At 41.7% G+C, this 22,771-nt stretch carries 18 protein-coding genes; 13 read left to right on the forward strand and 5 right to left on the reverse strand.

From position 1 onward, the window contains the following. Positions 1–94: 94 nt before the first annotated feature. Positions 95–2,761 carry a valine--tRNA ligase gene (locus tag IJT21_01705; protein MBQ7576962.1) on the reverse strand — a complete coding sequence of 889 codons (2,667 nt, stop codon included), beginning with the start codon at positions 2,759–2,761 and terminating at the stop codon, positions 95–97. After that, positions 2,758–3,756 carry an aminotransferase class V-fold PLP-dependent enzyme gene (locus IJT21_01710; protein ID MBQ7576963.1) on the reverse strand — a complete coding sequence of 333 codons (999 nt, stop codon included), beginning with the start codon at positions 3,754–3,756 and terminating at the stop codon, positions 2,758–2,760. Before IJT21_01710 ends, IJT21_01705 begins: the two co-directional genes overlap by 4 nt. A 235-nt stretch (positions 3,757–3,991) precedes the next feature. Between IJT21_01710 and folK the strand changes: the two genes are divergently transcribed. Beyond that, positions 3,992–4,489, forward strand: coding sequence for a 2-amino-4-hydroxy-6-hydroxymethyldihydropteridine diphosphokinase (folK, locus tag IJT21_01715; protein MBQ7576964.1), 498 nt, complete (start codon positions 3,992–3,994; stop codon positions 4,487–4,489). A gap of 63 nt (positions 4,490–4,552) precedes the next feature. Here the strand turns inward: folK and IJT21_01720 are convergent, their stop codons facing one another. From IJT21_01720 to IJT21_01730, 3 genes are all read right to left on the reverse strand, one after another. Further along, complete coding sequence (locus IJT21_01720; GenBank protein ID MBQ7576965.1) at positions 4,553–6,067, reverse strand: UDP-glucose--hexose-1-phosphate uridylyltransferase; 1,515 nt, start codon at positions 6,065–6,067, stop codon at positions 4,553–4,555. Positions 6,068–6,073: 6 nt separating this feature from the next. Then, positions 6,074–6,736, reverse strand: coding sequence for a hypothetical protein (locus IJT21_01725; protein MBQ7576966.1), 663 nt, complete (start codon positions 6,734–6,736; stop codon positions 6,074–6,076). 95 nt (positions 6,737–6,831) lie between these two features. After that, positions 6,832–8,127 carry a transposase gene (locus IJT21_01730; protein ID MBQ7576967.1) on the reverse strand — a complete coding sequence of 432 codons (1,296 nt, stop codon included), beginning with the start codon at positions 8,125–8,127 and terminating at the stop codon, positions 6,832–6,834. A gap of 333 nt (positions 8,128–8,460) precedes the next feature. Between IJT21_01730 and flhA the strand changes: the two genes are divergently transcribed. The 12 genes from flhA (at position 8,461) to whiA (ending at position 22,284) form a co-directional block, all read left to right on the forward strand. Continuing rightward, a complete protein-coding gene (flhA, locus tag IJT21_01735) occupies positions 8,461–10,620 on the forward strand; it encodes a flagellar biosynthesis protein FlhA (protein MBQ7576968.1) in 2,160 nt (719 codons plus the stop codon). Next, a complete protein-coding gene (flhF, locus tag IJT21_01740) occupies positions 10,621–12,108 on the forward strand; it encodes a flagellar biosynthesis protein FlhF (protein MBQ7576969.1) in 1,488 nt (495 codons plus the stop codon). A gap of 4 nt (positions 12,109–12,112) precedes the next feature. Beyond that, positions 12,113–13,087 (forward strand): MinD/ParA family protein, encoded by a 975-nt coding sequence (locus tag IJT21_01745; protein MBQ7576970.1) that lies wholly within the window; start codon positions 12,113–12,115, stop codon positions 13,085–13,087. A gap of 105 nt (positions 13,088–13,192) precedes the next feature. After that, the gene (locus IJT21_01750) at positions 13,193–14,266 is read left to right on the forward strand and encodes a chemotaxis response regulator protein-glutamate methylesterase (protein ID MBQ7576971.1); all 1,074 of its coding nucleotides are present in this window, start codon (positions 13,193–13,195) and stop codon (positions 14,264–14,266) included. Between the two features lie 29 nt (positions 14,267–14,295). After that, on the forward strand, positions 14,296–16,356 hold the full coding sequence (locus IJT21_01755) for a chemotaxis protein CheA (protein ID MBQ7576972.1): 2,061 nt from the start codon (positions 14,296–14,298) through the stop codon (positions 16,354–16,356). A 15-nt stretch (positions 16,357–16,371) separates the two neighbouring features. Next, positions 16,372–17,010 (forward strand): chemotaxis protein CheC, encoded by a 639-nt coding sequence (locus IJT21_01760; GenBank protein ID MBQ7576973.1) that lies wholly within the window; start codon positions 16,372–16,374, stop codon positions 17,008–17,010. Further along, complete coding sequence (locus IJT21_01765) at positions 17,010–17,501, forward strand: chemotaxis protein CheD (GenBank protein MBQ7576974.1); 492 nt, start codon at positions 17,010–17,012, stop codon at positions 17,499–17,501. Before IJT21_01760 ends, IJT21_01765 begins: the two co-directional genes overlap by 1 nt. Further along, the gene (locus tag IJT21_01770) at positions 17,498–18,253 is read left to right on the forward strand and encodes a FliA/WhiG family RNA polymerase sigma factor (GenBank protein MBQ7576975.1); all 756 of its coding nucleotides are present in this window, start codon (positions 17,498–17,500) and stop codon (positions 18,251–18,253) included. The genes IJT21_01765 and IJT21_01770 overlap by 4 nt, the downstream gene beginning before the upstream one ends. A 32-nt stretch (positions 18,254–18,285) precedes the next feature. After that, complete coding sequence (locus IJT21_01775) at positions 18,286–19,902, forward strand: DUF342 domain-containing protein (GenBank protein MBQ7576976.1); 1,617 nt, start codon at positions 18,286–18,288, stop codon at positions 19,900–19,902. A 6-nt stretch (positions 19,903–19,908) separates the two neighbouring features. After that, on the forward strand, positions 19,909–20,244 hold the full coding sequence (locus IJT21_01780; protein MBQ7576977.1) for a hypothetical protein: 336 nt from the start codon (positions 19,909–19,911) through the stop codon (positions 20,242–20,244). A 63-nt stretch (positions 20,245–20,307) separates the two neighbouring features. Further along, positions 20,308–21,261 (forward strand): hypothetical protein, encoded by a 954-nt coding sequence (locus IJT21_01785; GenBank protein MBQ7576978.1) that lies wholly within the window; start codon positions 20,308–20,310, stop codon positions 21,259–21,261. A 177-nt stretch (positions 21,262–21,438) separates the two neighbouring features. Further along, positions 21,439–22,284 (forward strand): DNA-binding protein WhiA, encoded by an 846-nt coding sequence (whiA, locus tag IJT21_01790; protein ID MBQ7576979.1) that lies wholly within the window; start codon positions 21,439–21,441, stop codon positions 22,282–22,284. Positions 22,285–22,771: the final 487 nt, after the last annotated feature.

Raw genomic sequence — 22,771 nt, forward strand, 5'->3', positions numbered from 1 at the left:
TGTTAATTAAATTATTTGTAGCATAGAGAAAAAATTATTGCAAGATAAAATAATCCTCCCCGCATTTATTCATTCACGAGGAGGCAGAAAATTTTTATTTGCTCAAGCTCTCAAGATTCGCCCTAAGTCTTTCAACCTGTGCGAGTCCCTCACTAACTTTTGTGCGTTCCTTCTCGACTACTTCAGCAGGTGCGCGCGATACAAAGTCTGCTTTATTCAATCTCGCCTGACTCGACGCAATATTTTTCTCAATCGACTCTATTTCCTGAGTCAACCTCGTTATTTCTTTCGCAACGTCAAGAACATCGCCAACCGGCAATTTTATTTCTGTCTCGCCCGTAACTGATGACAATGACGCGCCGTAATTCCAACTTTCTGAAGGCTCCTCAAGCACTACATCACGAATCTTGCACAAATTGCACACTTGATTCAATGAGTCACGTAAAATTTTCGCGCTCTCTGAGTCTGATTTTACGCGTATTACAGCCTTATTCAACCATTGCTGCGGGGGTACGTGAGCTTCTGCACGCAAATTACGTAATGCTCTGACAGAATCTTGCAAGACTCTCATTTTTTCTGTTACGCCGTCAAAAATATATTCCTGTTTCGACTCCGGCCATGACGAACGCATTATATAATTATCGCCATAACCAAACGCCGACCATAGTTCTTCTGTTACAAACGGTATAAACGGATGCAATAACGGCAATGTAACTTTAAAGACTTCTTCAAGCACTCCCGCTGTAGTTTTGCGCCTGTCCTCGCCTTCATCGCCTTTTAACGCAGGTTTTGACATCTCCAAATACCAGTCGCACACATCACCCCACACAAAATCATAAAGACTCCTTGCTGCTGTGCCTATGTCGTAAGAGTCAATTAATTTGCGAACACTCTCGGCCATTTCCTGTGTACGAGTCAAAATAAATTTGTCGTGAAGGTGCAAATTATTCGTGTCGATAGCGTGAACTTCGTCATCAAGATTCATTAATGCAAATCTCGCAGCGTTCCATAATTTATTCATGAAAAATCTATATGTCTCGATTCTTGTCGACGATAACAAAATGTCCCGTCCCTGAACCGATAACGCCGCAAGAGTCATTCTCAGCGCGTCAGCTCCGTACTGCTCAATCATTACTAACGGGTCTATGACGTTGCCTTTGGTCTTGCTCATTTTTTTGCCGTGTTCGTCGCGAATGAGTGAATGAATATAGACATCTCTAAATGGTACGTCGTCCATAAATTCAAGCCCCATCATTATCATACGCGCAACCCAGAAAAATATAATGTCAAAGCCTGTTACCATTAATGAAGTCGGATAAAAATATTTTAATTCCGGCTTATCGTCAGGCCAGCCCATTGTAGAAAACGGCCATAAAGCGCTGCTAAACCATGTGTCTAAAACGTCGCTCTCTTGAACAATATTTTTGCTATGACACTTTTCGCACTCTGTAGGGTCAATTTCTGCAACGGTTATGTGTCCGCAGTCCTTGCACTCCCACGCAGGGATTCTATGTCCCCACCATAATTGGCGCGATATGCACCAGTCGCGGATATTTTCCATCCAGTTAAAATAAGTTTTCTCCCATTGTTCGGGAACCCAGCGAATTTTTCCTTCTTTGACGGCTTTGACTCCTCGTTCTGCAAGTGGCTTAGTCTTGACAAACCATTGTTCTGACAAATAAGGCTCTACAGTTGTCCCGCAGCGTTGGCAATGTCCGACGGAGTGTGTTATTTGCTCGGTCTTGAATAATAATCCGAGTGATTCTAAATCTTTTACTGACTCTGTGCGAGCGTCTTTAATTGTCATGCCTTGATATTTGCCGGCGTTCTCGTTCATTATGCCTTGTGAGTCAATTACTTGAATCTGCTCTAAATTGTGGTTCAGCCCTACAAGAAAATCATTAGGATCATGAGCAGGAGTAATTTTCACGCAGCCCGTACCGAATTCAGGATCTACCATGTTATCTTGAATGATGGGAATCTCTCTATCAGTCAGGGGGACTCTTACATGCTTACCGATTAAATGTTTATATTTCTCGCTTCTAGGATGCACGGCAATAGCTACATCGCCGATTATTGTTTCGGGTCTTGTTGTTGCGACCAAGATAAATTTTTCTTCGCAGTCCTGCTCTACTAACGGGTATTTGACGTAATAAAAATTTCCCTGCTCCTCGCTGTATTCGACTTCCAAATCAGAAATTGCAGTTGCACACCTCGGGCACCAGTTGACGATATATTTTCCGCGATAAATTAAATCTTTCTTGTACAACCTCACGAAAACAGCACGAACAGCGCGCGATAACCCCTCGTCAAGAGTAAATCTTTCACGCCTCCAGTCGCAAGAGTTGCCGAGTCTCTTCATTTGCTCGATTATTCGTGAGCCATAAACTTTTTTCCATTCCCAGACCTTTTTTACAAATTCTTCGCGGCCAAGATCGTAACGTGAGATACCTTTTTTCGCTAAATCCTTCTCGACGACATTTTGAGTCGCTATTCCTGCATGATCTGTACCGGGAAGCCATAAAACGCTGTAACCTTCCATTCGTTTAGCGCGGCACATAATATCTTGAAAAGTGTGATCGAATGCATGTCCGACATGAAGTGAGCCGGTTACGTTCGGGGGCGGGATAACGATAGAAAATGCTTTTGCGTCGGGGTTAATTTCTGCGTTGAAGAGTCCTGCGTCGAGCCATTTTTTATACCATTTCTGCTCGATTGAGTCGGGTGAATAATTTTTCTCTAGATTTCTGTTGCGATTCATAAAGTTTTTATCTCCTGTATTAAATTTTCTATAGCTTCATCAGTTGTAGCCCAGCTTGTACAAAATCTTACTGCGAGTTTATTATCTTGCAAGGGCCGCCAAGTTTCATAATCAAATTTAGCTGATAAAATTTTGTGCTGCTCCTGAGTCAAAATCGGGAACTGCTGATTTGTAAATGATTCTACCAAGAACGGAATTTTTTGCGCGTTAAATGCACGTTTAATCTTCATTGCTTGTTTATATGAGTGAGTCGCGTTTGCAATATATAAATTATCGTCATCAAATAATGCCTCGAACTGAAGACCGACTATGCGTCCCTTAGCTAATAATCCGCATTGCTGTTTAATGAACGTGCGGAAAGTCTTTAAATTTTTTGTCGATAACGTTTCAGGATTGGGAAAAATTACAGCCTCGCCGAACAAAGCCCCGTTTTTAGTTGCTCCGATATAGAATGCATCACAAAGCCGTGAAATATCTTCTAAAGCTGCATGATCTGACTCAGAGACTAAGCCCGCGCCGAGTCTGGCACCATCGAGAAAAAGTTTTAAGTCATACTCATTGCAGACGGATTTAATTTTTTCGAGCTGCTGACGTGTGTAGAGAGTCCCTAATTCCGACGAGAAAGAAATATAAACGAGTCCCGGCTGTACTGAGTGTTCGTGAGTCTCATCAGCATAGAAGGCCGCTAAATATTTTCGTAAGTCTTCAGGATCAAGTAAGCCATTATGATTCGGCAATGTCAAAATTTTATGGCCGGTTGACTCGATTGCGCCTGATTCATGAACGTTTATGTGTCCAGAGTCAACGCTGATTACGCCCTCGACAGGATTCAAGAAAGATTTTATCACGGTTGTATTTGTCTGAGTCCCGCCTAACATGAAGAAAACTTTTGCGTCAGGTCTGTTAATGAATTTGCGTATTAAATCTTTTGCGCGTTTGCAGTGGTCGTCGACTCCATAGCCGGAAGTCTGTTCGAGATTTGTGCGTGAAAGCATGTCCAAAATTTTGGGGTTGCAGCCCTCTTGATAGTCAGTCTCAAATTTTATTTTCTGCAAAATGTAGCCTCCTGTTATGATAAAAAATTGTGAAATAAATTATATTACGTTTTTGTGAGAGTGTAATTAAAATTTGGGAACAGTAAAAAATTTTTGCCTGTTCTCCCTCCCCGCCCAGATTCGTGCAAATAAAGTGTATCGGCTATAATTTACGCGTGAAAGGGTGTAATAAATCATGAAAATTTATTTCGGACTCGGTTCAAATTTGGGCGACAGATTAATTAATTTGCGTGAAGCTGTGCAAAAACTTTCGACTCTGGGAAATATCATCAAAACAAGCAGCGTTTACGAGACTCAAGCGTGGGGAGGAGTGAGTCAGCCCGATTACTTGAACGCATGTATATTAATAGAGAGCAAATCGAGTCTTGAGCCTCACGAAATATTAACGCAGATAAAAACTTTTGAGTCCCAGCTTGGCCGCGTGCCTTCTGTCAGGTGGGGAGCTAGAAAAATTGACATTGATATTTTGCTGATTGACGAAATTATTTATAACTCGCCTGATTTGATTATCCCTCACGTTAATTTACCTGATAGATTATTTGTTCTCGTGCCGTTAAGTGAGATTCTGCCGGAAAAATGGACTCACCCGCAAAATAATAAAAATGTTCATGAAATGATTGACTCTTTGCGCAATAAAGAAAGCTGGCCGGCCAAAATTAAGAATCTGTTATAACAATCAATCAAAGAGGGACTCCGAAGCATTTAACGAAATCCGCTCTTATGAAAGATTATAAATTTATTTCAGCACTGACTCAGCAAATTTATCAAACGCTGCGAGTCCTTCGGGTGTGCGCTTATAGACCCCGCTGTCCGTCAAAACCTGCGCGAAAACGTGTCCGACTTCATCACGAATCATTTTTCTGATAATTGACTCGTCGTGTTCATGCTTTAAATTTTCGTGTTTAGCGCGTAAAGACTCATACCATTTTTCGTGAATCTCAAGCTCTGACGGTAAATTTTCTTTTCCTGCAAGCCATGACTCGCAAATTTTTTCGAGCGAAATTTTTAATCTTGCAGGCAGCACAGCGAGTCCCATTACCTCAATCAGGCCGATATTTTCTTTCTTGATGTGATGAACTTCTGCATGAGGATGAAAGATTCCTAATGGGTGTTCATTGCTAGTTCTATTATTGCGCAAAACTAAATCAATCACGTAATTTTCGCCGTTTCTTCTTGCAATGGGCGTTATAGTGTTATGGGGTTCACCGTCGGAATATGCGAGAATATTTGCGTTTTCGTCAGTCCATTCGCGCCAGGCTGATAAAATTTTGTCGGCCAAGTCAATTAATTTTTCGGGATTGCGTGACTCGAGTCTTATAGCTGACATAGGCCATTTGATTCGAGCTGCTTTTATTTCGGGATCAGAGAAATTATATTCATGTTCGGACGGTGCATTATTCATCGCAAAAATATATCTTCCGCCCTGATAATGATCGTGAGAAAGAATCGAGCCTCCAACAATTGGCAAATCAGCATTTGACCCGACAAAATAATGAGGGAATCTCGTAATAAATGCAAATAAATTCTCGAAAGTTTCCCGATTAATTAACATTGGCACGTGATTCTCATCAAGAACTATGCAGTGTTCATTATAATAGCTATAGGGCGAATACTGGAAATACCAGCTGCGGCCATTGAGATTTACGGGGATTAACCTAATATTTTGCCGTGCCGGATGTCCGTGATGACCGTAAAAGCCTTCATTCTCGCGGCATAATAAACACTTTGGATAACCTGATGACTTTATTGCGCGGGCCTTTGCGATGTCGCGGGGGTCTTTCTCAGGTTTTGACATGTTGATTGTAATATCTAATTCGCCGAAATCAGTTAAAGTTTTCCAGCAGATATTTTTTGCTGTACGTTCGGATCTGATATAGTTCGAGCTTACACCGAGTTTATAAAAATAGTCAGTGGCTTCAACTGGTGAACGCGAATATAAAGACTCAAATTTTGCGATAACATCAGACGGCCGGGGGGTCAAAGCTCCCATTAATTTTGTGTCGAGTAAATCGCGCTCGGTCTCGGTATTCTCGATTAAATTATTTTCTGCTGCCCAGTCTAAAATTTTTGCGAGAATTGAGTCGGGCGAAGTCTTGTCAGCTAATTCACTTGATAAATTTTTCTCGAACTCGAACGAATTTAGGCCGAGAATCCCTATTAAAGAATTTACAGCCCATATTTTATCATCAGGTGAAATTAATTCATGATGTAATGCAAACGCGATTAAATTATTAAGCTCGTGATTAATCATAAAAATTTACTCCTTCCACGAAAATTTTAGCGAGAGAATCGCCCATGTATCTTTATTCGCAAATTTGTAGGGCTTTGCGGTTGCTGTGAAAGTTGCCGGCCTGATTGATTTATTGTTGGAGTGATAAATTTCGCCGGTCATTGTTATAATTTTGCCCTGTCTTGAAACTTTCTGAACGTCTGCATATAAAAGTGTGTCGCTCGTAAAAGTTGCGGGGTTGAAGTGATAATTTTTCCCGTCAAAATGTGCTTGTTCGGGTTCGTCTGCTGGGTCGCCGTCTTCTGCGCCTTCTGGGAGGGTGCCTAATATACTTGCGTGCTTTACAGGAAGATCGAAATATTTACGCACTGACTCAGTGATAAATTTTGCGTCAATTATTTTGCTTCCATAAGGGCAATTTTTGTCAGGACAATTTTTTATGCGGGACTTATTATTTAGCAAATTATGAGCTATCCCGAAAAATATTAAGCCTTCATTCTCTGAACTATTGCCGAAATGAGTCATGCCTTCATCGCCGTTACGCTGTACGTCAAAATCGTAGTAATTTGCTTCGGTGAAGTTGCTGATAAATGTGCTCATGCGCTTGAGTTCGTCGTTTTTGCTGTCTGCTCCCATAGTGAAGAGTACAACTGTTAATAGAATAATCCCGTAAAAAATTTTGCGTCTCATAATAAAATATTCCTCCATTAATTATAAAATTTTCTGCTAAGAACTATATCAAGACACGATTATTTATGTGAAGGGTGTTATTACGTGAAAGTGAACTACCGCAACTTATAGAAGTGGCGGCTTCCTAATTCATCGAGGCCGCGCTCCACTCGTACTGGCTGAAGTCGTCTTACATCCTCTCCAAAGGCGTTAATTTCCTGCGTCCCACAGGTATTTTTATTTGCTAACAAAATCATATTTCGAGCCGCATGTTTGTCTCTATCTTCTTCATAACCGCATGAACATTTATATATTCGATCTGAAAGTTTTATATCTTTCTTGATTTTTCCGCAGCATGGACAATATTTTGTAGTAGGCTCACTTGATGAAAGCACTATAACTCTTTCATTATTAATTAATTTTGCCTTCACAAGTCCTAATATTGAGTGCTGTACAGTTTTTCCGAATAAGCCTTTATGCCAGCCTTTAATATTTTCATCTTGCATATAGACTTGTTCATGCTCTAATAATTCATGAGTGATTTTGTTTGCTGCGTCTCGTTTTTTGTCAGTTAAATTCTGATAGGCTTTTCTCAATAACTTTTTTGCTTTGTATCGATTGCTGGAACCCTTTTTGCGTCGTGCGATTAATCGCTGGCATTTCTTAAGGCGTCTCATTTCTCCAATCAACACTTTAAATTTTTTGCCGTCTGAAGTAGTTATTGATGTCTTAATGCCCATATCTATCCCGATTTCAGGTTTATATCGCTTTGTGCCGCTTAATTTGTCTTGATATGTTGTTATAGCAATATAATAGCCATCCGGAAGATTCAATAATTTTGCGTTCGCGTATTCTATGCCGGGAATATTGAAAAATTGTTCTGCTCCTTCGATTTTAATTTTTTTGCCGAAACCCTGAAGTCTAATATATTTACTGTCATAGAATTTATAAGTTACTTCATACTGTTGAAGATTTATAGAATCATATTCAGATTTGTAGCGTAATGCTCCGACTTTATGATTACTTTTCCGTATTGAAGCAAGAGATTTCATATTATGTTTTATGCCCTGAATAACAGATTGCCTCATTTGTGAACTTAAATATTGCAATTCATGTATTACGGGCTGTCTATTTTTATCAAGGCTGCTGACAGTTTGAATCCTGCTGTCATATTCATTAATGTCATTTTCTTTCATGAAGGTTAATGCATCGTTATAGAGCCACTTAGCCTCAACAAATAACATTTTTAGACGTAATTTTTGCTGTTGATTCATATGAGAGAAATCTATTTTTACACGATACACGCGGCAAACTTGACTCTTACGTTTTTTGCGAGTCTCTGCCCCCTGTTCTCGTATTTTATTATTCTTCGCGATTCGCTCTTCTTCAGTCATTGCATTATTATAGCGCAATTCATTTCCCACTTATGGAAGTGGGAGTCTTCTTGCGAGTCCTGATAAAATAATAAAAACTGTTCATGAATCAATTTTTCAAGCACAAAATAATTTATTACTAATACTTTTACTAATACAAAAATGTTGACTCGTTCAATTAATCGCAATGACTCGCAAAGAAAAAAAATTTTTTATCGCGCTGATTCGTTCACATAAATTTTTTCACGCACAAGCACAAAGACTCGCAAAAAATTTTATCGCACCATGACGAGCAAGCAATATATTTCTGTTTTTCCCGTTTTCGTGTAAAATAAGTCAAAAATTTTTATCCAGTTACTAGATAGAACGGGGATGAGTTTCACATTGGCAGAGGCCGCTGGGATCGCAGGAGTTTCTGACATTCGCAAAAAAGTTCAAAGCTATTCCGATATTGGCGTGGCTTTGTTAATGGTACTCATTATTATAATGATGGTTGTACCCCTTCCGACGTGGCTAATAGATTTGTTGCTGTCTATGAATATCACGCTTGGAGTAGTTACGCTTTTAGTTACATTTTATGTGAAGCGCGCATTAGATTTGTCGATATTTCCGACGTTATTATTAATTTCTACGTTGTTCAGGCTCGCACTAAATGTTTCTACGACGAGATTAATTTTACTTTACGGCAACGCAGGCGAGTTAATAAATGCATTCGGAAATTTTGTCGTCGGAGGAAATTACATCGTAGGAATTATCATGTTCTTGATTCTCGTAATAATTCAAATGTTAGTAATCACCAAAGGCGCAGAAAGAGTCGCAGAGGTCGCAGCACGATTCACACTCGACGCAATGCCCGGTAAACAAATGTCAATTGACGCAGATTTAAATTCGGGACTAATCGACGAACAAGGCGCAAAGCAAAGAAGGCAGGACATACAGAAAGAAGCAGATTTTTACGGAGCTATGGACGGTGCATCAAAATTTGTTAAGGGCGACGCTATAGCAGGACTCATAATCACAACTATAAATATAATCGGCGGTCTGTCAATCGGGATATTTATGCGTGGTATGGACGCTGCAAACGCTGCATCACATTATAGTTTATTAACAGTAGGCGACGGACTTGTCGGACAAATTCCGGCGTTGTTAATGTCTACCGCAATGGGCGTTATAGTTACAAGAGCTGCTGCATCGTCAGAACTTGGCCCCGATTTAGTAAATTCTTTCACACGTTATCCGAGACCGTTATATATTGCCGCAGGTATGTTATTATGCATGGGATTATTGCCGGGAATGCCGACGATTCCATTTTTGACTCTTGCTGTGTTAATGGGCTTTCTTGGTTACACTGTCGGACGTGAAGCAAGTGTTCAAGCAATCGAAGCAGAAGAGCAGGCAGCAAAGACTCCATTACCGGCGGGCGCACCTCAACAGGCAGGAGCAGCAGCAGGAACATCAGCACCCGCAGAAGGCGCAAAATCTGAACCAGTTTCACCCGAAGACGTTATGAAATTATTAACAGTTGAACCAATGGAAGCAGAAATCGGTTATGCAATTATCCCGTTGATTGACCCTGCACAAGGCGGCGACATGTTAGACAGAATCGGGACAATTCGTAAACAAATGGCTCTTGAAATGGGAATAGTTGTACCTCCCATAAGAATACGTGATAATATTCAAATTAAGCCTACTGAATATATTTTGCGCGTAAAAGGTGCTGAAGCTGGACGAGGAGAATTACTCCCAGATCATTATCTCGCAATGAACACAGGAGGCGCAGAAGAAGATTTAATCGGCGTTCCTACGAAAGAACCTGCATTCGGACTCCCGGCGTTGTGGATTTCTCCTGATTTGCGCGACAAGGCCGAAGCAATGGGTTACACTGTTGTTGATGCTCCGAGCGTGCTTGCGACTCATTTGTCGGAAGTTATTCGCAAAAACGGCGCAGAATTATTGACTCGTCAGGAAGTCCAGAAATTAACTGACATGGTAAAGGAGACAGCCCCCGCCGTTGTGAGTGAGTTATTAGCGTCGCTTTCACTGGGAGAAATACAAAAAGTTTTGCAGAATTTAATACGCGAACAGATTCCGATTAGAGATCTTGTTACAATTTTTGAGGCACTAGCTGACTACGGCAAAATGTCAAGAAGTGTAGATTTTCTCACAGAACGCGCAAGAGAGGCATTATCACGACTCATTTCTCTAAAGATTCAGGGCCCCGACGGAGTAATAACAGCTGCGACTCTTTCGCCAAACTGGGAGCAAAAAATTATGGCAGGAGTCGACGGAGATTTAACACGAGGCTGGCAATTAAATTTAGATCCCCGCGAGGTTCAGAAGATGATAAATGCAATTTCGCGCGCAATGGAAGAAATGATTGTGAAAAATTTGCCTCCTGTTTTGCTTGTTCATCCTGATGTAAGATTAATAGTCAGAAGATTAATAGAAGGCTCGATAACAAATATTTTCGTAGTGTCATATAATGAAATAACGCGCGGTATTCAAGTTAAAACCGTTGGAATGGTGGAATAAATGAGAGTTACGAATCAAATTACATTTACAGCGAAAGACGACGCAGAAGCACTAAGGCTCGCAGCTGAGAGACTCGGCAGGGACGCTGTTATTTTATCTACGCAGGTAATCAAAGAGGGTGGAGTCTTTGGCCTCTTTCAGCGTTCAGTCTTGAAGGTTACAGCAGGAATAATAGAAGACGACTCGCCCAAACCTCAGCCCGCAAAGCCGAGAACACCTGCAAATAATTCAACAGTTGCAGCTATGGACGATGAGACAAGACGAGAAAATTTAATCGCCTTCCAAAAATTAATGGAGTTCAAGGAAAAATCTTCAAGCGGTCAATTACCTTCACAGCCCGTAAATAATAACTCGAATCAAGAGCAGCCTATCACATTAGGTGAAGAAGGTTATAGATTGCCGTCTGACAACGTAAAAATTTCGCCTGAAGGTTTGCGCAATGCATACGGATTAACAACGAGACCCGCACCCGTTACACCTCCTCCGCAACCTGCGCCCGTAATGCCTCCGATTATGAATCAGACTCAGCCTCCAGCAATTAATAACGATGACGCAAAGGCACTCAAGAATCAAGTCGGAGCGCTCGCAGATAGAATCGATTTATTGCTGCAAAGAATTTCGGCAGTAGAGTCAGGAGTCGCAGCTCAGGCAGCACAGGCACAGAAAAATAACGCGTTTCAAGCTGGTATGCCAAATTTAACGGGAGAAGATTCCGGCGTTGAAGGCCGTTTGCGTTCGTCAGAGGTCGACGAGAAATATATACGCAAATTATTAGCAGATTATAGTATCATGGCTCGCAAGGACAAGAATAAAAAATTGCCGTTCACAAAGTGGCTTGCGACTCAAATCGAGTGTTCCGGCGACAATGGAAGCGACGCAGCAGGAGGCCGAAAAGTTATGCTGCTTGGCCCCACAGGAGTCGGAAAAACTACGACGATTGCAAAATTAGCGGCGATTAAAGCTCTATGGGAACATAAAAAAGTTTTGCTGCTCACAAGTGATACATACAGAATCGCGGCTGTCGAGCAGTTAAAGACTTACGCAAAAATTTTAGGTGTCCCCATTGAAATAATATTTGACATTGCTACGATTCCCGGAGTCGTCAATCAGCACGAGAACGCAGAAATTATTTTACTCGATACCGCCGGACGTTCACAGCGCGATAAAAAAAATATGGACATGTTCGAGAATTTATATAACTCTTTTGCGCCCGATGCTGTTCATTTAGTGTTATCTGCTAACATGAAATATAAAGATATGCTCGACGTTGTAGAACATATTCCAAATATACCGGTGTCGCATTTATTATTTACGAAACTTGACGAGACTGTGAGCTACGGATCAATTTTTAATATTCATCAAGTTATGGGATGTCCAATATCGTTTTTGACGGTTGGTCAGAATGTCCCGAAAGATATAGAGACGGCTTCAGGCTCAAGAATTGCAGATTTTCTCATGAAGTCCGAAGAAGAACGCAAGAGGGGTTAAAGCAATGCCGGCAGATAATTATAACCCAGATCAGGCGGGGGATTTAAGGCGAATGGTGCTAGACAATAGACAACAAACAAGGATTCCTCAAAGGCTGCATACAATTTCAGTATTGAGCGGCAAAGGCGGAGTCGGAAAAAGTAACATATCTGCGGCGTTATCGTTTGCGCTTGCTGATTACGGAAAAAGGGTCGTGCTTATCGATGCAGATTTAGGCATGGCAAATTTAGATATTTTGTGCGGTGTTACGAGTGCAAGATATAATATTTCGCATTTAATCGAGGGATCGCGCAATTTAAACGAGATTCTTGTACACTTCAGGTCGTCGCAGAGAGCCTTACACAAACACGGGAGTGTCGCATTACTTCCGGGCGGTACAGGCTTGAAAGAAATTGCAGATTTGGATGATTACTCGATGGAAAGATTATTTGCTTCATTGACCGGCCTTGAAGAAATTGCGGATTATTTAATCATGGACGCGGGCGCAGGTATTCATAAAGGCGTATTATCGTTTGCATATGCTTCTGAAATTACGTTATTAGTTACGACTCCTGAACCTACGAGCGTTAGAGATGCATACGGCGTAATAAAGTCTTTGGGCTCAAATGCGTGGGGAGGCTCGGAAAATCCTGCGTCGGGCTTAATGTTGATAGTAAATATGGCTTCAAGCACTAGAGAAGCTCAAGAGGTCGCCGAAAGAATTAGACTCGCGTCAATGCAATTTTTAGGTAATGCACCAGTTTATTTGGGCTGTGTCCTGCGTGATAGCTTAATAGAAGAGTCAGTTAAGAACTGGAAAATTTTTTACAGGTCAGACCCCGAATCGCCTGCAAGTATCTGCGTTAGAAATTTGGCCGGTGAATTATTGAGATTTTGCGAGGGTGCTAATATAAAACGTGAACAGCTGCCGGAAAAATCCGGGGGAGTAATCGACTTCTTCAGGAGGCTGACAAAGAATCTTTTTTCCGACAAGAAATAAATATAAAGCTATAATAATTATGAATCGAAAATTTATCGCAAATTATAGAAAGGAGGTCGAATCTGCTGCCATGTGTAAAAATTTAGCAGACAGCAGAAAAATAGAATGCCACCATTAGGCAGAATAAGAGTTCTTGTAGTTGATGACAGTGCATTAATGCGCCAGTTCATAAGCGATATTCTTAAATCAGATCCGAGAATTGAAGTAGTCGGGACTGCTAAAGACGGCAAAGACGCACTTGCACAAATAAAATTATTGAAACCTAATATCGTTACAATGGATGTAGAAATGCCCAATATGAGCGGCCTTCAAGCACTCGAAGAAATAATGAAGACTAACCCTCTGCCCGTTATAATGGTCAGCTCGATGACTCAAGAGGGTGCAGAAACAACAATGAAGGCTCTTGCGCTGGGATGTGTTGATTTTATCGGTAAGCCGTCGGGGTCAATCTCATTAAATATTCGCGAGATCGGCCAAGAATTAATTGATAAGGTCATAGCAGCAAGTACAGCAAAATTAAGAACGAAAGCAGGATTTTTCGGAGGCGGCGCGAGTGTCTTACATGCTCCCGAATATCGCAGAATGACTCCGCCCATGCACACGGGAAGGCGTGATATAGTAGCGATTGCAAGTTCAACGGGGGGGCCTATGGCGTTAGGTGAATTGATTCCCAAATTGCCGAAAAATTTTCCTGTTCCTATTGTAATTACTCAGCACATGCCGAAAGAGTTTACAACATCGTTCTCTAATAGGTTAAATGCGTCTTCACAATTAGAAGTTGTAGAAGGTTTTGACGGATTGACTCTCAAGCCCGGACGAGTGGTAATCGCCCCCGGTGGAAGTCATTTAATCGTCAAGCGTAGAAACGGTGCAATGGTGTGCGGACTCTCTGATGCTCCGCCGGTTTTGTCAGTTAAGCCCGCAGCAAATATAATGTTTATGAGCGTTGCAGATGAGTACGGCGGAAATGTTTTATGCGTTATCTTAACAGGAATGGGCAGAGACGGCACAGACGGAGGAATAGCACTTCACAAAAAGGGTGCTTACGTAATCGCAGAGAGTCAGAAAACATGCGTTGTTTATGGAATGCCTAAGGCCGCTGTTGATGCCGGAATAGTTGATGAAGTTCTGCCGCTTAATGAAATTCCTGATGCAATGGTCAGACTCGTAAAGAATTAAATAAGGGGGAAAAATTTATCTTGGCCGATATGGATATGAGTCAGTATCTGGGAGCATTTCTCGATGAGACTGACGACAACGTACAAAAATTAGATGATTTATTACTCGCTCTGGAAAAAAATATGGTCGATATGGACGTAATAAATGAAATTTTCAGAGCAGCCCACACGCTAAAAGGTATGGCGGGCACAATGGGATTTACAAATATGATGGGCTTGACTCACGCAATGGAGGACAGACTCGACGCAGCTAGAAAAGGTACAAGGCCGTTGACTGAAGCAGATATGAATCTTTTATTTCAGGGACTCGACACACTTCAAGAAATGGCAGACTCAATCAGAGGCGGCGGAAATGACTCACATATTGATGTTTCGGGAATGGTACAAGAATTAAGGCGTGAAGGCCCTGCACCTGCACCAGCTCCGGCACCTGCAGCAGAGTCGGAATCGTCTTCAAGTTCTGAAGGCTCGAATCTTTCATCGCAGGACGCAGAATGGGTAAAGGCTGCAAACGCTGAAGGCAAAAACGCTTTTAGTGTTCATGTTACATTGAGTGAGAGTTGTTTATTAAAGGCTGCACGCGCTTATATGGTCGTGAATAGACTCGAGGAAATGGGCGAAATTTTCAAGGCCGAACCTCCGACAGAAGCACTAGAGAAAGAAGAATTTGATTTCGACTTCACTGTTTATGTAGCAACGCCCGCACCTGCTGAAGAAGTCAAAGCAGCTATTGAGAAAATCGGCGACGTTAAATCGGCTGACGTTGAAGAAGTTCACGCAAGCGAATCACCTGCACCCGCTCAAGAGTCAGCACCCGCACCAGAGACAAAACAGGAAACACCAGCACCAGCACCGGCAGCACCTGCACCAGCTCAAGCACCAGCACCAGCTCAGCAGCAGCCCCCAACCGGACGCAAAGAAACTATCAAGAAGGGCGGACAAACCGTCAGAGTCGATATAGGCAGGCTCGATAAATTAATGAATCTTGTAGGCGAGCTTGTTATCTCACGTGCCAGAATCGAAAGACTCGTTCAGGAAGCAAGACTCAGACAATTTGATGATACTTTATCGCAGTTAGGCAGAATTTCCGGCGACATTCAAGAGCTCGTTACAAAATTGCGCATGGTGCCTGTATCATTTACATTTGATAGATTCCCGCGCTTGATTCGTGATTTGTGCAAAACGTTAAATAAAAATGTTGAGCTTGTACTTGAGGGCGAGGATACGGAATTAGACAGAACAGTTATTGACGAAATCGGCGATCCTATGGTGCATTTGATTCGTAACTCAATGGATCATGGAATCGAACACCCCGACGAACGCAAAGCACTCGGCAAACCCGAAAAAGGTATACTCAAAATCGCAGCTTATCAGGAAGGAAGCGGAGTCGTTATTGAAGTATCAGATGACGGCGCAGGCATTGATCCCGAAAAAGTCAAGAAAAAAGCTGTTGAACGAGGCATAATTTCAGACGACAGGGCCGCAATAATGAGCGATGAAGAAGCCCAGCAATTAGTATTATTGCCCGGTTTCAGTATGGCAAAGCAGGTTACAGACTTATCCGGACGCGGAGTCGGAATGGACGCAGTAAAAACTAAAGTCGAGCAGCTCGGCGGACAATTTGATTTATCCAGCAAGAAAAACGAAGGGACTCACGTTTATATAAGGCTGCCTTTAACGCTTGCTATAGTTCTTTCACTGTTAATAAAGGTCGGCAACGAGACTTATGCAATATCGCTTGAGAACGTCGAAGAAACTATAATGGTACGCAAAGAAGACATTAAGACAGTTCACGGCGAACCTACAACACTTTTGCGGGGAGAAGTGCTTTCACTTAATGATTTAGGCGATATTCTAGGCTCTGAAGGTGTCGAACATGACAGATACGAATATCCCGTAGTTGTCGTGAAAATCGGCAAGAATAAAATCGGCTTTATCGTGAGTGAATTAATCGGCCAGCAGGAAATAGTTATAAAATCGCTCGGTAGATTCTTGGCGAAAATTGACGGGATAACGGGCGGGACTATTTTAGGCGACGGCAATGTAGCATTAATTCTCGATGTAGCTTCGTTTTATTCGACAAAAGGCTAAAAGGAGTAATGTTTAATGGCTGATATAGCGTCGTTCAATGCGTTACAGCTTGATGCAATTCGTGAAGTCGGAAATATAGGCACTGGCAACGCTGCTACTGCTTTGAGCGGCTTATTATCGCGTATGATAAATATGAACGTTCCGCAGACTGAATTAGTTTCGATCTATGAGCTTGCGGAACATTACGGCGACCCTATGCAGATAGTCGGTGCTGTTTTCGTGCGGTCTCTTGGCGGCTTTCAATGCAGCTTGATATTTATTCAGAATGAGGAAGACGCAAATTTAATGGTCGAGTTGTTGTTAAAGCAGCAGTTCGGCTCGCAAATTCCGATTAACGAGATACCGCAGGACATGATTGACAGCGCATTAAGTGAAGTAGGAAATATAGTATTAAGCTCGTTCTTGAACGCTATAAATTTATTAATCGGCACTCAGCATCAAATAAGCGTACCCGGTGTAGCACATGATATGTTGAGTTCGATTCTTGATGTAGTAGCTTCGATTTATGGGCAGATGGGAGAGACCGCCCTGCTCGTTAATACAGAACTAAGCGTAGAAGGTCTTGAAGATGGCCGGACAATTTCCGGGCATATAATATTAATTCCCGACCCTGATGCCCTCGATTTGCTGCTAAGAAAGCTGAAGGTGATGTGATGGCCGAACCTAGTATTGTTTTAGGCATGGCAGATTTATACGTCGCAAGAGCACCTATAAAACTTGTAACTCTTGGGCTTGGCTCGTGCATTGGGCTTGTAGTGTTTGACCCTCTCGCAAAAATTGCCGGGATGGCTCATATAATGCTGCCTGACTCACGGGGTCTCAAAGGTTCGGAAAAAGTCGGCAAGTTCGCCGATACTGCTGTGCCTGCCATAATAGAAGAAATGTTAAAGCAGGGTGCTAACAGATCCAGAATAAAAGCGAAAATCGCCGGAGGTGCGCAAATGTTCGCGTTACCCGGTGCAAGTGCGGAGTTCCTGACTGTAGGCGCAAAAAATGTACGTGAAACAACCATGAGGCTTGCAAGAATGGGAATAGCTCTCGTTGCTTCTGATACAGGCGGCAATAAGGGACGCACTATAGAGTTTTCGACAAGCAATTGGATGCTGAAAATTAAGACGCTCGGAAAAGGAATAAACGAGATATGACGACAGACGAGGAAAAAAAATTATGGGATGATTTTTCCCGGACTAGATCACTAGCTGTCCGTGATGAAATTGTAAAGCGTTATTTGCCGCTGATTAAATATGTAGTCGGCAGAATGGCTGTAACTCCTCCGCAGGGACTTGATTATGAAGATATTTTAAGTTTCGGCGTGTTCGGACTTCTTGACGCAGTTGACAAATTCGACCCGTCAAAAGGTTTTGTATTCCAGACTTATGCAATACCGAGAATCAGAGGTGCAATTTTAGACGAGTTACGTAAATGCGACTGGTTCTCACGTACAGGGCGCGAAAAAGTTCAGAGGCTCAATAAAGCTATGGAAAAAGTTTTGCGCGATAAAGGCGAGCTTAAAGACGAGTGGCTCATTTCTGAATTAGGCATAAGCGAAGAAGAATATTACGAGACTCAAGAATTAGCCTCGCGGGGTTATATTACTTCACTCGATGACACTAACCCGTTAGATGACGGCGATGTACCTATTGAAGCAACTATTGCAGACGATAGAGAGACAGCAGCTGACAGGTTAGACGACGAGAGCGACAGACAGCAGTTAATAGCAGCTTTACAGGAGTTGCCGGAAAAAGAACGCACAATGTTGAGTCTTTATTATTATGACGGGCTGACTCTAAAGGAAATCGGCCAAGTTTTAGGCGTGTCAGAGAGCAGAGTCTCACAGATTCACGGCAAAGGGTTATCAATGTTACGTACTATATTAAAAGCTAAGATGAATGAATAAATAATTTTTTCTCACTCAGGAGGTGAATTTATTTGCTCAACACAGACGTATTTGATCTGCACGCACAGTCCGACGGGATTTATTTATCGTGTAACAGCAAAGATTTCAAGGAAAATGACGTTTATGCGTTCTTGAAAGAATATGGAATCTTGCGCTATGACTTCAAGGCGATACGAAATTTTATTAAAGACGGTCAGACATGCAAAATTTGCGGACGTAACCCGGCACTTGAGAAAGACGCAAAAGTTAATGTCTCACTCGCAGGCGATAAAATGTCAGCGTCAATCACTATAGAACCGCCGTTTTTCGCTAAACCTTGGCCGAAGCTCGATGAAGTTATTGCGGTTTTACATGCTTACGGAATCAAAGTCGGAATCGATACAGTTGCAATACAATCATTATTAGCGCGTAAACTTGCAAATGAGTCAGTTGTCGTAGCAAAGGGGACTCCACCTATCGAAGGCAGCGACGCATATATTGAATTAATAAAGGATCCTGATAAGCCGTTCGAGGTCAGAGACGATGAAAAAATTGACTTCTGGAGCCGCAGCACTATTGTTACAGTTCACCCCGGCCAGGAAGTTGCGATAAAACATCCTTTAGTGAACGGCAAAACCGGCGTTGACGTTACCGGAGCAGCAGTCAGAGCACAACCAGTAAAAAACGTAGAATTTTCTTTCGGTGAAGGACTCAAGCGCGACCCTGAGAACCCGTTAATTTTATTAGCAGTCGCAGAAGGTCAGTTAAAGAATGATAAAGGCCGTCTTGTTGTGCTGCCTGAATTAACTATCGGGAATGATATAGATTTCAGCGTCGGCAGTATTGATTTTACGGGAGCTGTTAATATTCGCGGTTCGGTGCGTGAGGGCTTTCACGTTGCAGCACAGGGAAATATCGAGATTAACGGCATGATTGAAGGCGCAGACGTTGACTCGCAGGGAGTAGTAATCATTCACGGCGGTGTCAGAGGCATGGGCAAAGGCACTATACGCGCAAATAATGACGTGAGTCTAAGTTTTGCGGATCAGGCTACAATCAGGAGCGGCGGAAGTATTCTCGTGAAAAACTCTGTCCTTCACAGCAGATTATATGCACGCAGGGCTGTTATTTCGTTAGGAGGCGGCAGACATTCACAGATTGCAGGCGGGCGGGTTGATGCAGGTCTTGAAGTCTCTTGCAATATTTTAGGCTCTGAAATGGGCACTAAGACAGAAATTATTGTCGGGACTCCTCCTGATATGCTCGAAAAGCGAAAAGTTTTCACGGGAGAAATTAAACGCTGCGAGGAAAATCTTGAGAAAATCGAGCCGAATTTTGCATTGTTGAAAAAATTAGAGTCAGCTGGTCAATTAGACGACTCAAAACGCGCCATGATGATGGATTTAACAAAAATGAAGTTCCAGCTTCAGGCAGCACGCGATAATATGCAGAAGGAGCTTGACGACCTCGAAGAACAATTAGCACTAGTCCGCGATAAAGGCATTGTCAGAGTCAAAGATATTTGTTATCCCGGAGTTGTTATTTCTGTCAGAGGCTTAAATTATATCGTTCATGAGATTTGCAAATTTACGTCATTTATTGCCGACGACGAAAAACGCTGCATTGTCTTAAAACCGTTCGATTATATGGCCGGCCACCTTGGAGGATAAAAAATTATGCAGCCAGTAAATTTATTGATGTCAAATTTGAATGTCGAAGCAAGCGCACGCCATGCCCCGAATGCCTTAGCAGCCGCTCAGGAAACAGGACAGAGTCAGGAAATTATACGCGATGGAATTAGAATCGTTCAAACCGTGCAAGCAAGTGAGGCAATGAATAACGCCCAGCGAGTCCACCGCAAAAATTCTGATGAGCAGCAGCAAGACCAGCAGGGACAAAACCGGGACAGCTTCGAGCATACCAAGCAAAAAGAAAATGAATCTCCCGCAGCAAATGCGCCTTTAATCCGGGAGAACGTCAGGAGCAAAAAAAGTTTTGAATTTCTCGCATAAATATTAAATCCCTCTGGAATGAATTTATAAGCCGGAGGGAAAAATTTTTTAGGGGGGCATATCGTGAACTTAAAGCGCAAACTAGGTTTAATAATTCCTCATTTCGGTTTTGTCGGCAGAGCTATGCAGGATATAAATCAAGCAATTTTTCACTGGGATGAACGCCAGCATGATAAAACTTTCGGGAAATTGAATCCGGATTTGAAATTTTTTGTCGTTCGCGGAAATAGTTTAATGGGCTTGCTTGCACTGTATTTAAATAACTTGCCGGTGATTTATGACGCGCTCGAAAAAGGCTTTATCCCCTATGTAGATTTCAAGAATTACAAGACTCAATATAATATAGACTCTCCCGTAAATGACTCTTTAAACGCGTGGGAATACTATTTTGAGCAGCCTTCTAATTATACGCTTGAAGAAATTTATCACAGCAAAAATGTCAGGTTATCAGGCTGGGAATTTTATTCTATGCCGAAAGAGCCTATGACTCCCGTAAATGATTCTATAATGCGCGAAATGATTAAACGAGTACCAGTCAAGAAATATATTTATGACACCGCAGAAAATAAAATCAAGTCTGACGGCATTGACAAAATGATTGGTCTTCTTGTGCGCGGGACTGATTATGTAAAATTAAGGCCGATCGGTCATCCAATACCCCCAACTCCGGAAAATGCAGCCTCAAAACTTGATGAATTTATGACTAAATACGGGCAGCACAAAATTTTTCTGGCAACTGAAGACGAGAATATATATAATTTTTTCGTGAAGAGATACGGCGATTTAATTTATACGAGCGATACTAATTTAGTAAAATATGTCGGCACTGATTATTTATGCAGCGAGATAACTTCATCGAATAAATATAAATTTGGGCTTGATTATCTCGTCAAAATGATATGTTTGTCGCGTTGTAAATTTCTTATTGCGTCTCATACGGCCGGTACACGTTTTGCAAGATTCCTCAACAATGGCAGCTACATTGACGAGTATATATTTAATTTGGGCAGATATTAAATTTTCAGCTGAATAAAGATTTGTGACGGATTACCGGAGCCGTTTGCTCTCGTTGGTTGCAGCATAAACACGTCTGGCGCAAACATGTAAAAATTTTTACAAATATTCAACTTTATTAGCTATAATGAAAATGAGACGCAGAAATAATATTTTTCGCAAAGGAGGTAAATTTTTTAGGTGGATAAAGATTTGTGGCTCGCAGGACTCTGGGATGAATGGCTGACGGACTCTATAAAGTCAACTCATGCGGCAGACTCAGAAGCAAGCGGCTTATTAATGGGAATGAGACGCAGAAATAATATTTTCACGACTAACAGATTAAGAGCTGCAAGACGACTCACAGGGCCTGGAAAATTTAGACTCTGGCCTATGACGAGTTACGCGAAAAAATTTAATCTACAAATTTCCATGATAACGAGCAAGAATCATAAACCTTCTGTGAAATTTACATGTCCTAACGAAATATTAAAGCCTCCCGGAAAAAAATTTTACTGGTCATGGCTTAAAGGCTTATGGGGCAGCACAGGAGGTCTGTATTTCCCGAAAAACGGTTATTATTTGACGCTAATTATATCCGACGAAAAAATTTCAGAATTGGCCGCAAAAATTTTAGAATCTACTAATTTGTCATGGAACAATCACAGAAATGAATTTACCCTCCGCAGGCACGACGATATTATGACGTTCTTATATAATGCCGGTATGCCTTCAGGAGCGTTACAATTTGAAGATATCGCAATAATCAGATCCGCACGCAGCAGAGCAAATATCGCACGAAATTACGACGCAGCCAATATCGCACGTTCAGTCAATGCAGCACGCGAACAAATAAAACTTGCCGAAAAAATTTTATCTCTGGGAATGCTCGATAAATTGCCGGGAAAATTGCGCGAACTCGTGAAAGCAAGACTCGATTATCCTGACGCTACACTTGAAGAACTCGGCGCAAAATTAGAGACTCACATTACAAAGAGTGCCGTTAAATACCGTTGGTCAAGAATACAAAAATTTTTCTCGCAATGATAGACAGATATAACGAATTATAGTGAAAACACTTAACCGCAAAGTCAAAGGCAAAACCTTATCGGTTACTCTCGTTGGTCGCAACATAAGAACATATATTTTTACAGCTATTTATGTGCATTTGCTATAATATTAGCGCATGAATAAAGAAATAAAATTTTTATCTGCAAAAGTTTTTATTTTTTGTGTGAGGCATTATTATAACTGTGAAAAATTAATATTTTTGTAGTTGCAAATGTAGTTGTAAAATTCTCATCTTTCGTAAAACATTGAGTGAAAATTTTTCTATGAATATTATATACTGAAAATTTTTTAAAATATATAAATGCAAAGTCAAAGGCAAAACCTTATCGGTTACTCTCGTTGGTCGCAGCATAAGAACATATATTTTTACAGCTATTCAAGTGCAAGAATCCGGGAAAAATTTCATCGCCCATTTGAAGCGCAAATAAATTGTATCCCCGCCGCCTCGCTCCCACCCACCCAC

This window comes from Synergistaceae bacterium, from assembly GCA_017443945.1.
Lineage (GTDB): Bacteria > Synergistota > Synergistia > Synergistales > Aminobacteriaceae > JAFUXM01.

Bases quoted from the DNA above. Each gene is read 5' to 3' on its own strand.
- IJT21_01705 (MBQ7576962.1), bottom strand. From the start codon at position 2,761: ATGAATCGCAACAGAAATCTAGAGAAAAATTATTCACCCGACTCAATC.
- IJT21_01710 (MBQ7576963.1), bottom strand. From the start codon at position 3,756: ATGCTTTCACGCACAAATCTCGAACAGACTTCCGGCTATGGAGTCGAC.
- folK (MBQ7576964.1), top strand. From the start codon at position 3,992: ATGAAAATTTATTTCGGACTCGGTTCAAATTTGGGCGACAGATTAATT.
- IJT21_01720 (MBQ7576965.1), bottom strand. From the start codon at position 6,067: ATGATTAATCACGAGCTTAATAATTTAATCGCGTTTGCATTACATCAT.
- IJT21_01725 (MBQ7576966.1), bottom strand. From the start codon at position 6,736: ATGAGACGCAAAATTTTTTACGGGATTATTCTATTAACAGTTGTACTC.
- flhA (MBQ7576968.1), top strand. From the start codon at position 8,461: ATGAGTTTCACATTGGCAGAGGCCGCTGGGATCGCAGGAGTTTCTGAC.
- flhF (MBQ7576969.1), top strand. From the start codon at position 10,621: ATGAGAGTTACGAATCAAATTACATTTACAGCGAAAGACGACGCAGAA.
- IJT21_01745 (MBQ7576970.1), top strand. From the start codon at position 12,113: ATGCCGGCAGATAATTATAACCCAGATCAGGCGGGGGATTTAAGGCGA.
- IJT21_01750 (MBQ7576971.1), top strand. From the start codon at position 13,193: ATGCCACCATTAGGCAGAATAAGAGTTCTTGTAGTTGATGACAGTGCA.
- IJT21_01755 (MBQ7576972.1), top strand. From the start codon at position 14,296: ATGGATATGAGTCAGTATCTGGGAGCATTTCTCGATGAGACTGACGAC.
- IJT21_01760 (MBQ7576973.1), top strand. From the start codon at position 16,372: ATGGCTGATATAGCGTCGTTCAATGCGTTACAGCTTGATGCAATTCGT.
- IJT21_01765 (MBQ7576974.1), top strand. From the start codon at position 17,010: ATGGCCGAACCTAGTATTGTTTTAGGCATGGCAGATTTATACGTCGCA.
- IJT21_01770 (MBQ7576975.1), top strand. From the start codon at position 17,498: ATGACGACAGACGAGGAAAAAAAATTATGGGATGATTTTTCCCGGACT.
- IJT21_01780 (MBQ7576977.1), top strand. From the start codon at position 19,909: ATGCAGCCAGTAAATTTATTGATGTCAAATTTGAATGTCGAAGCAAGC.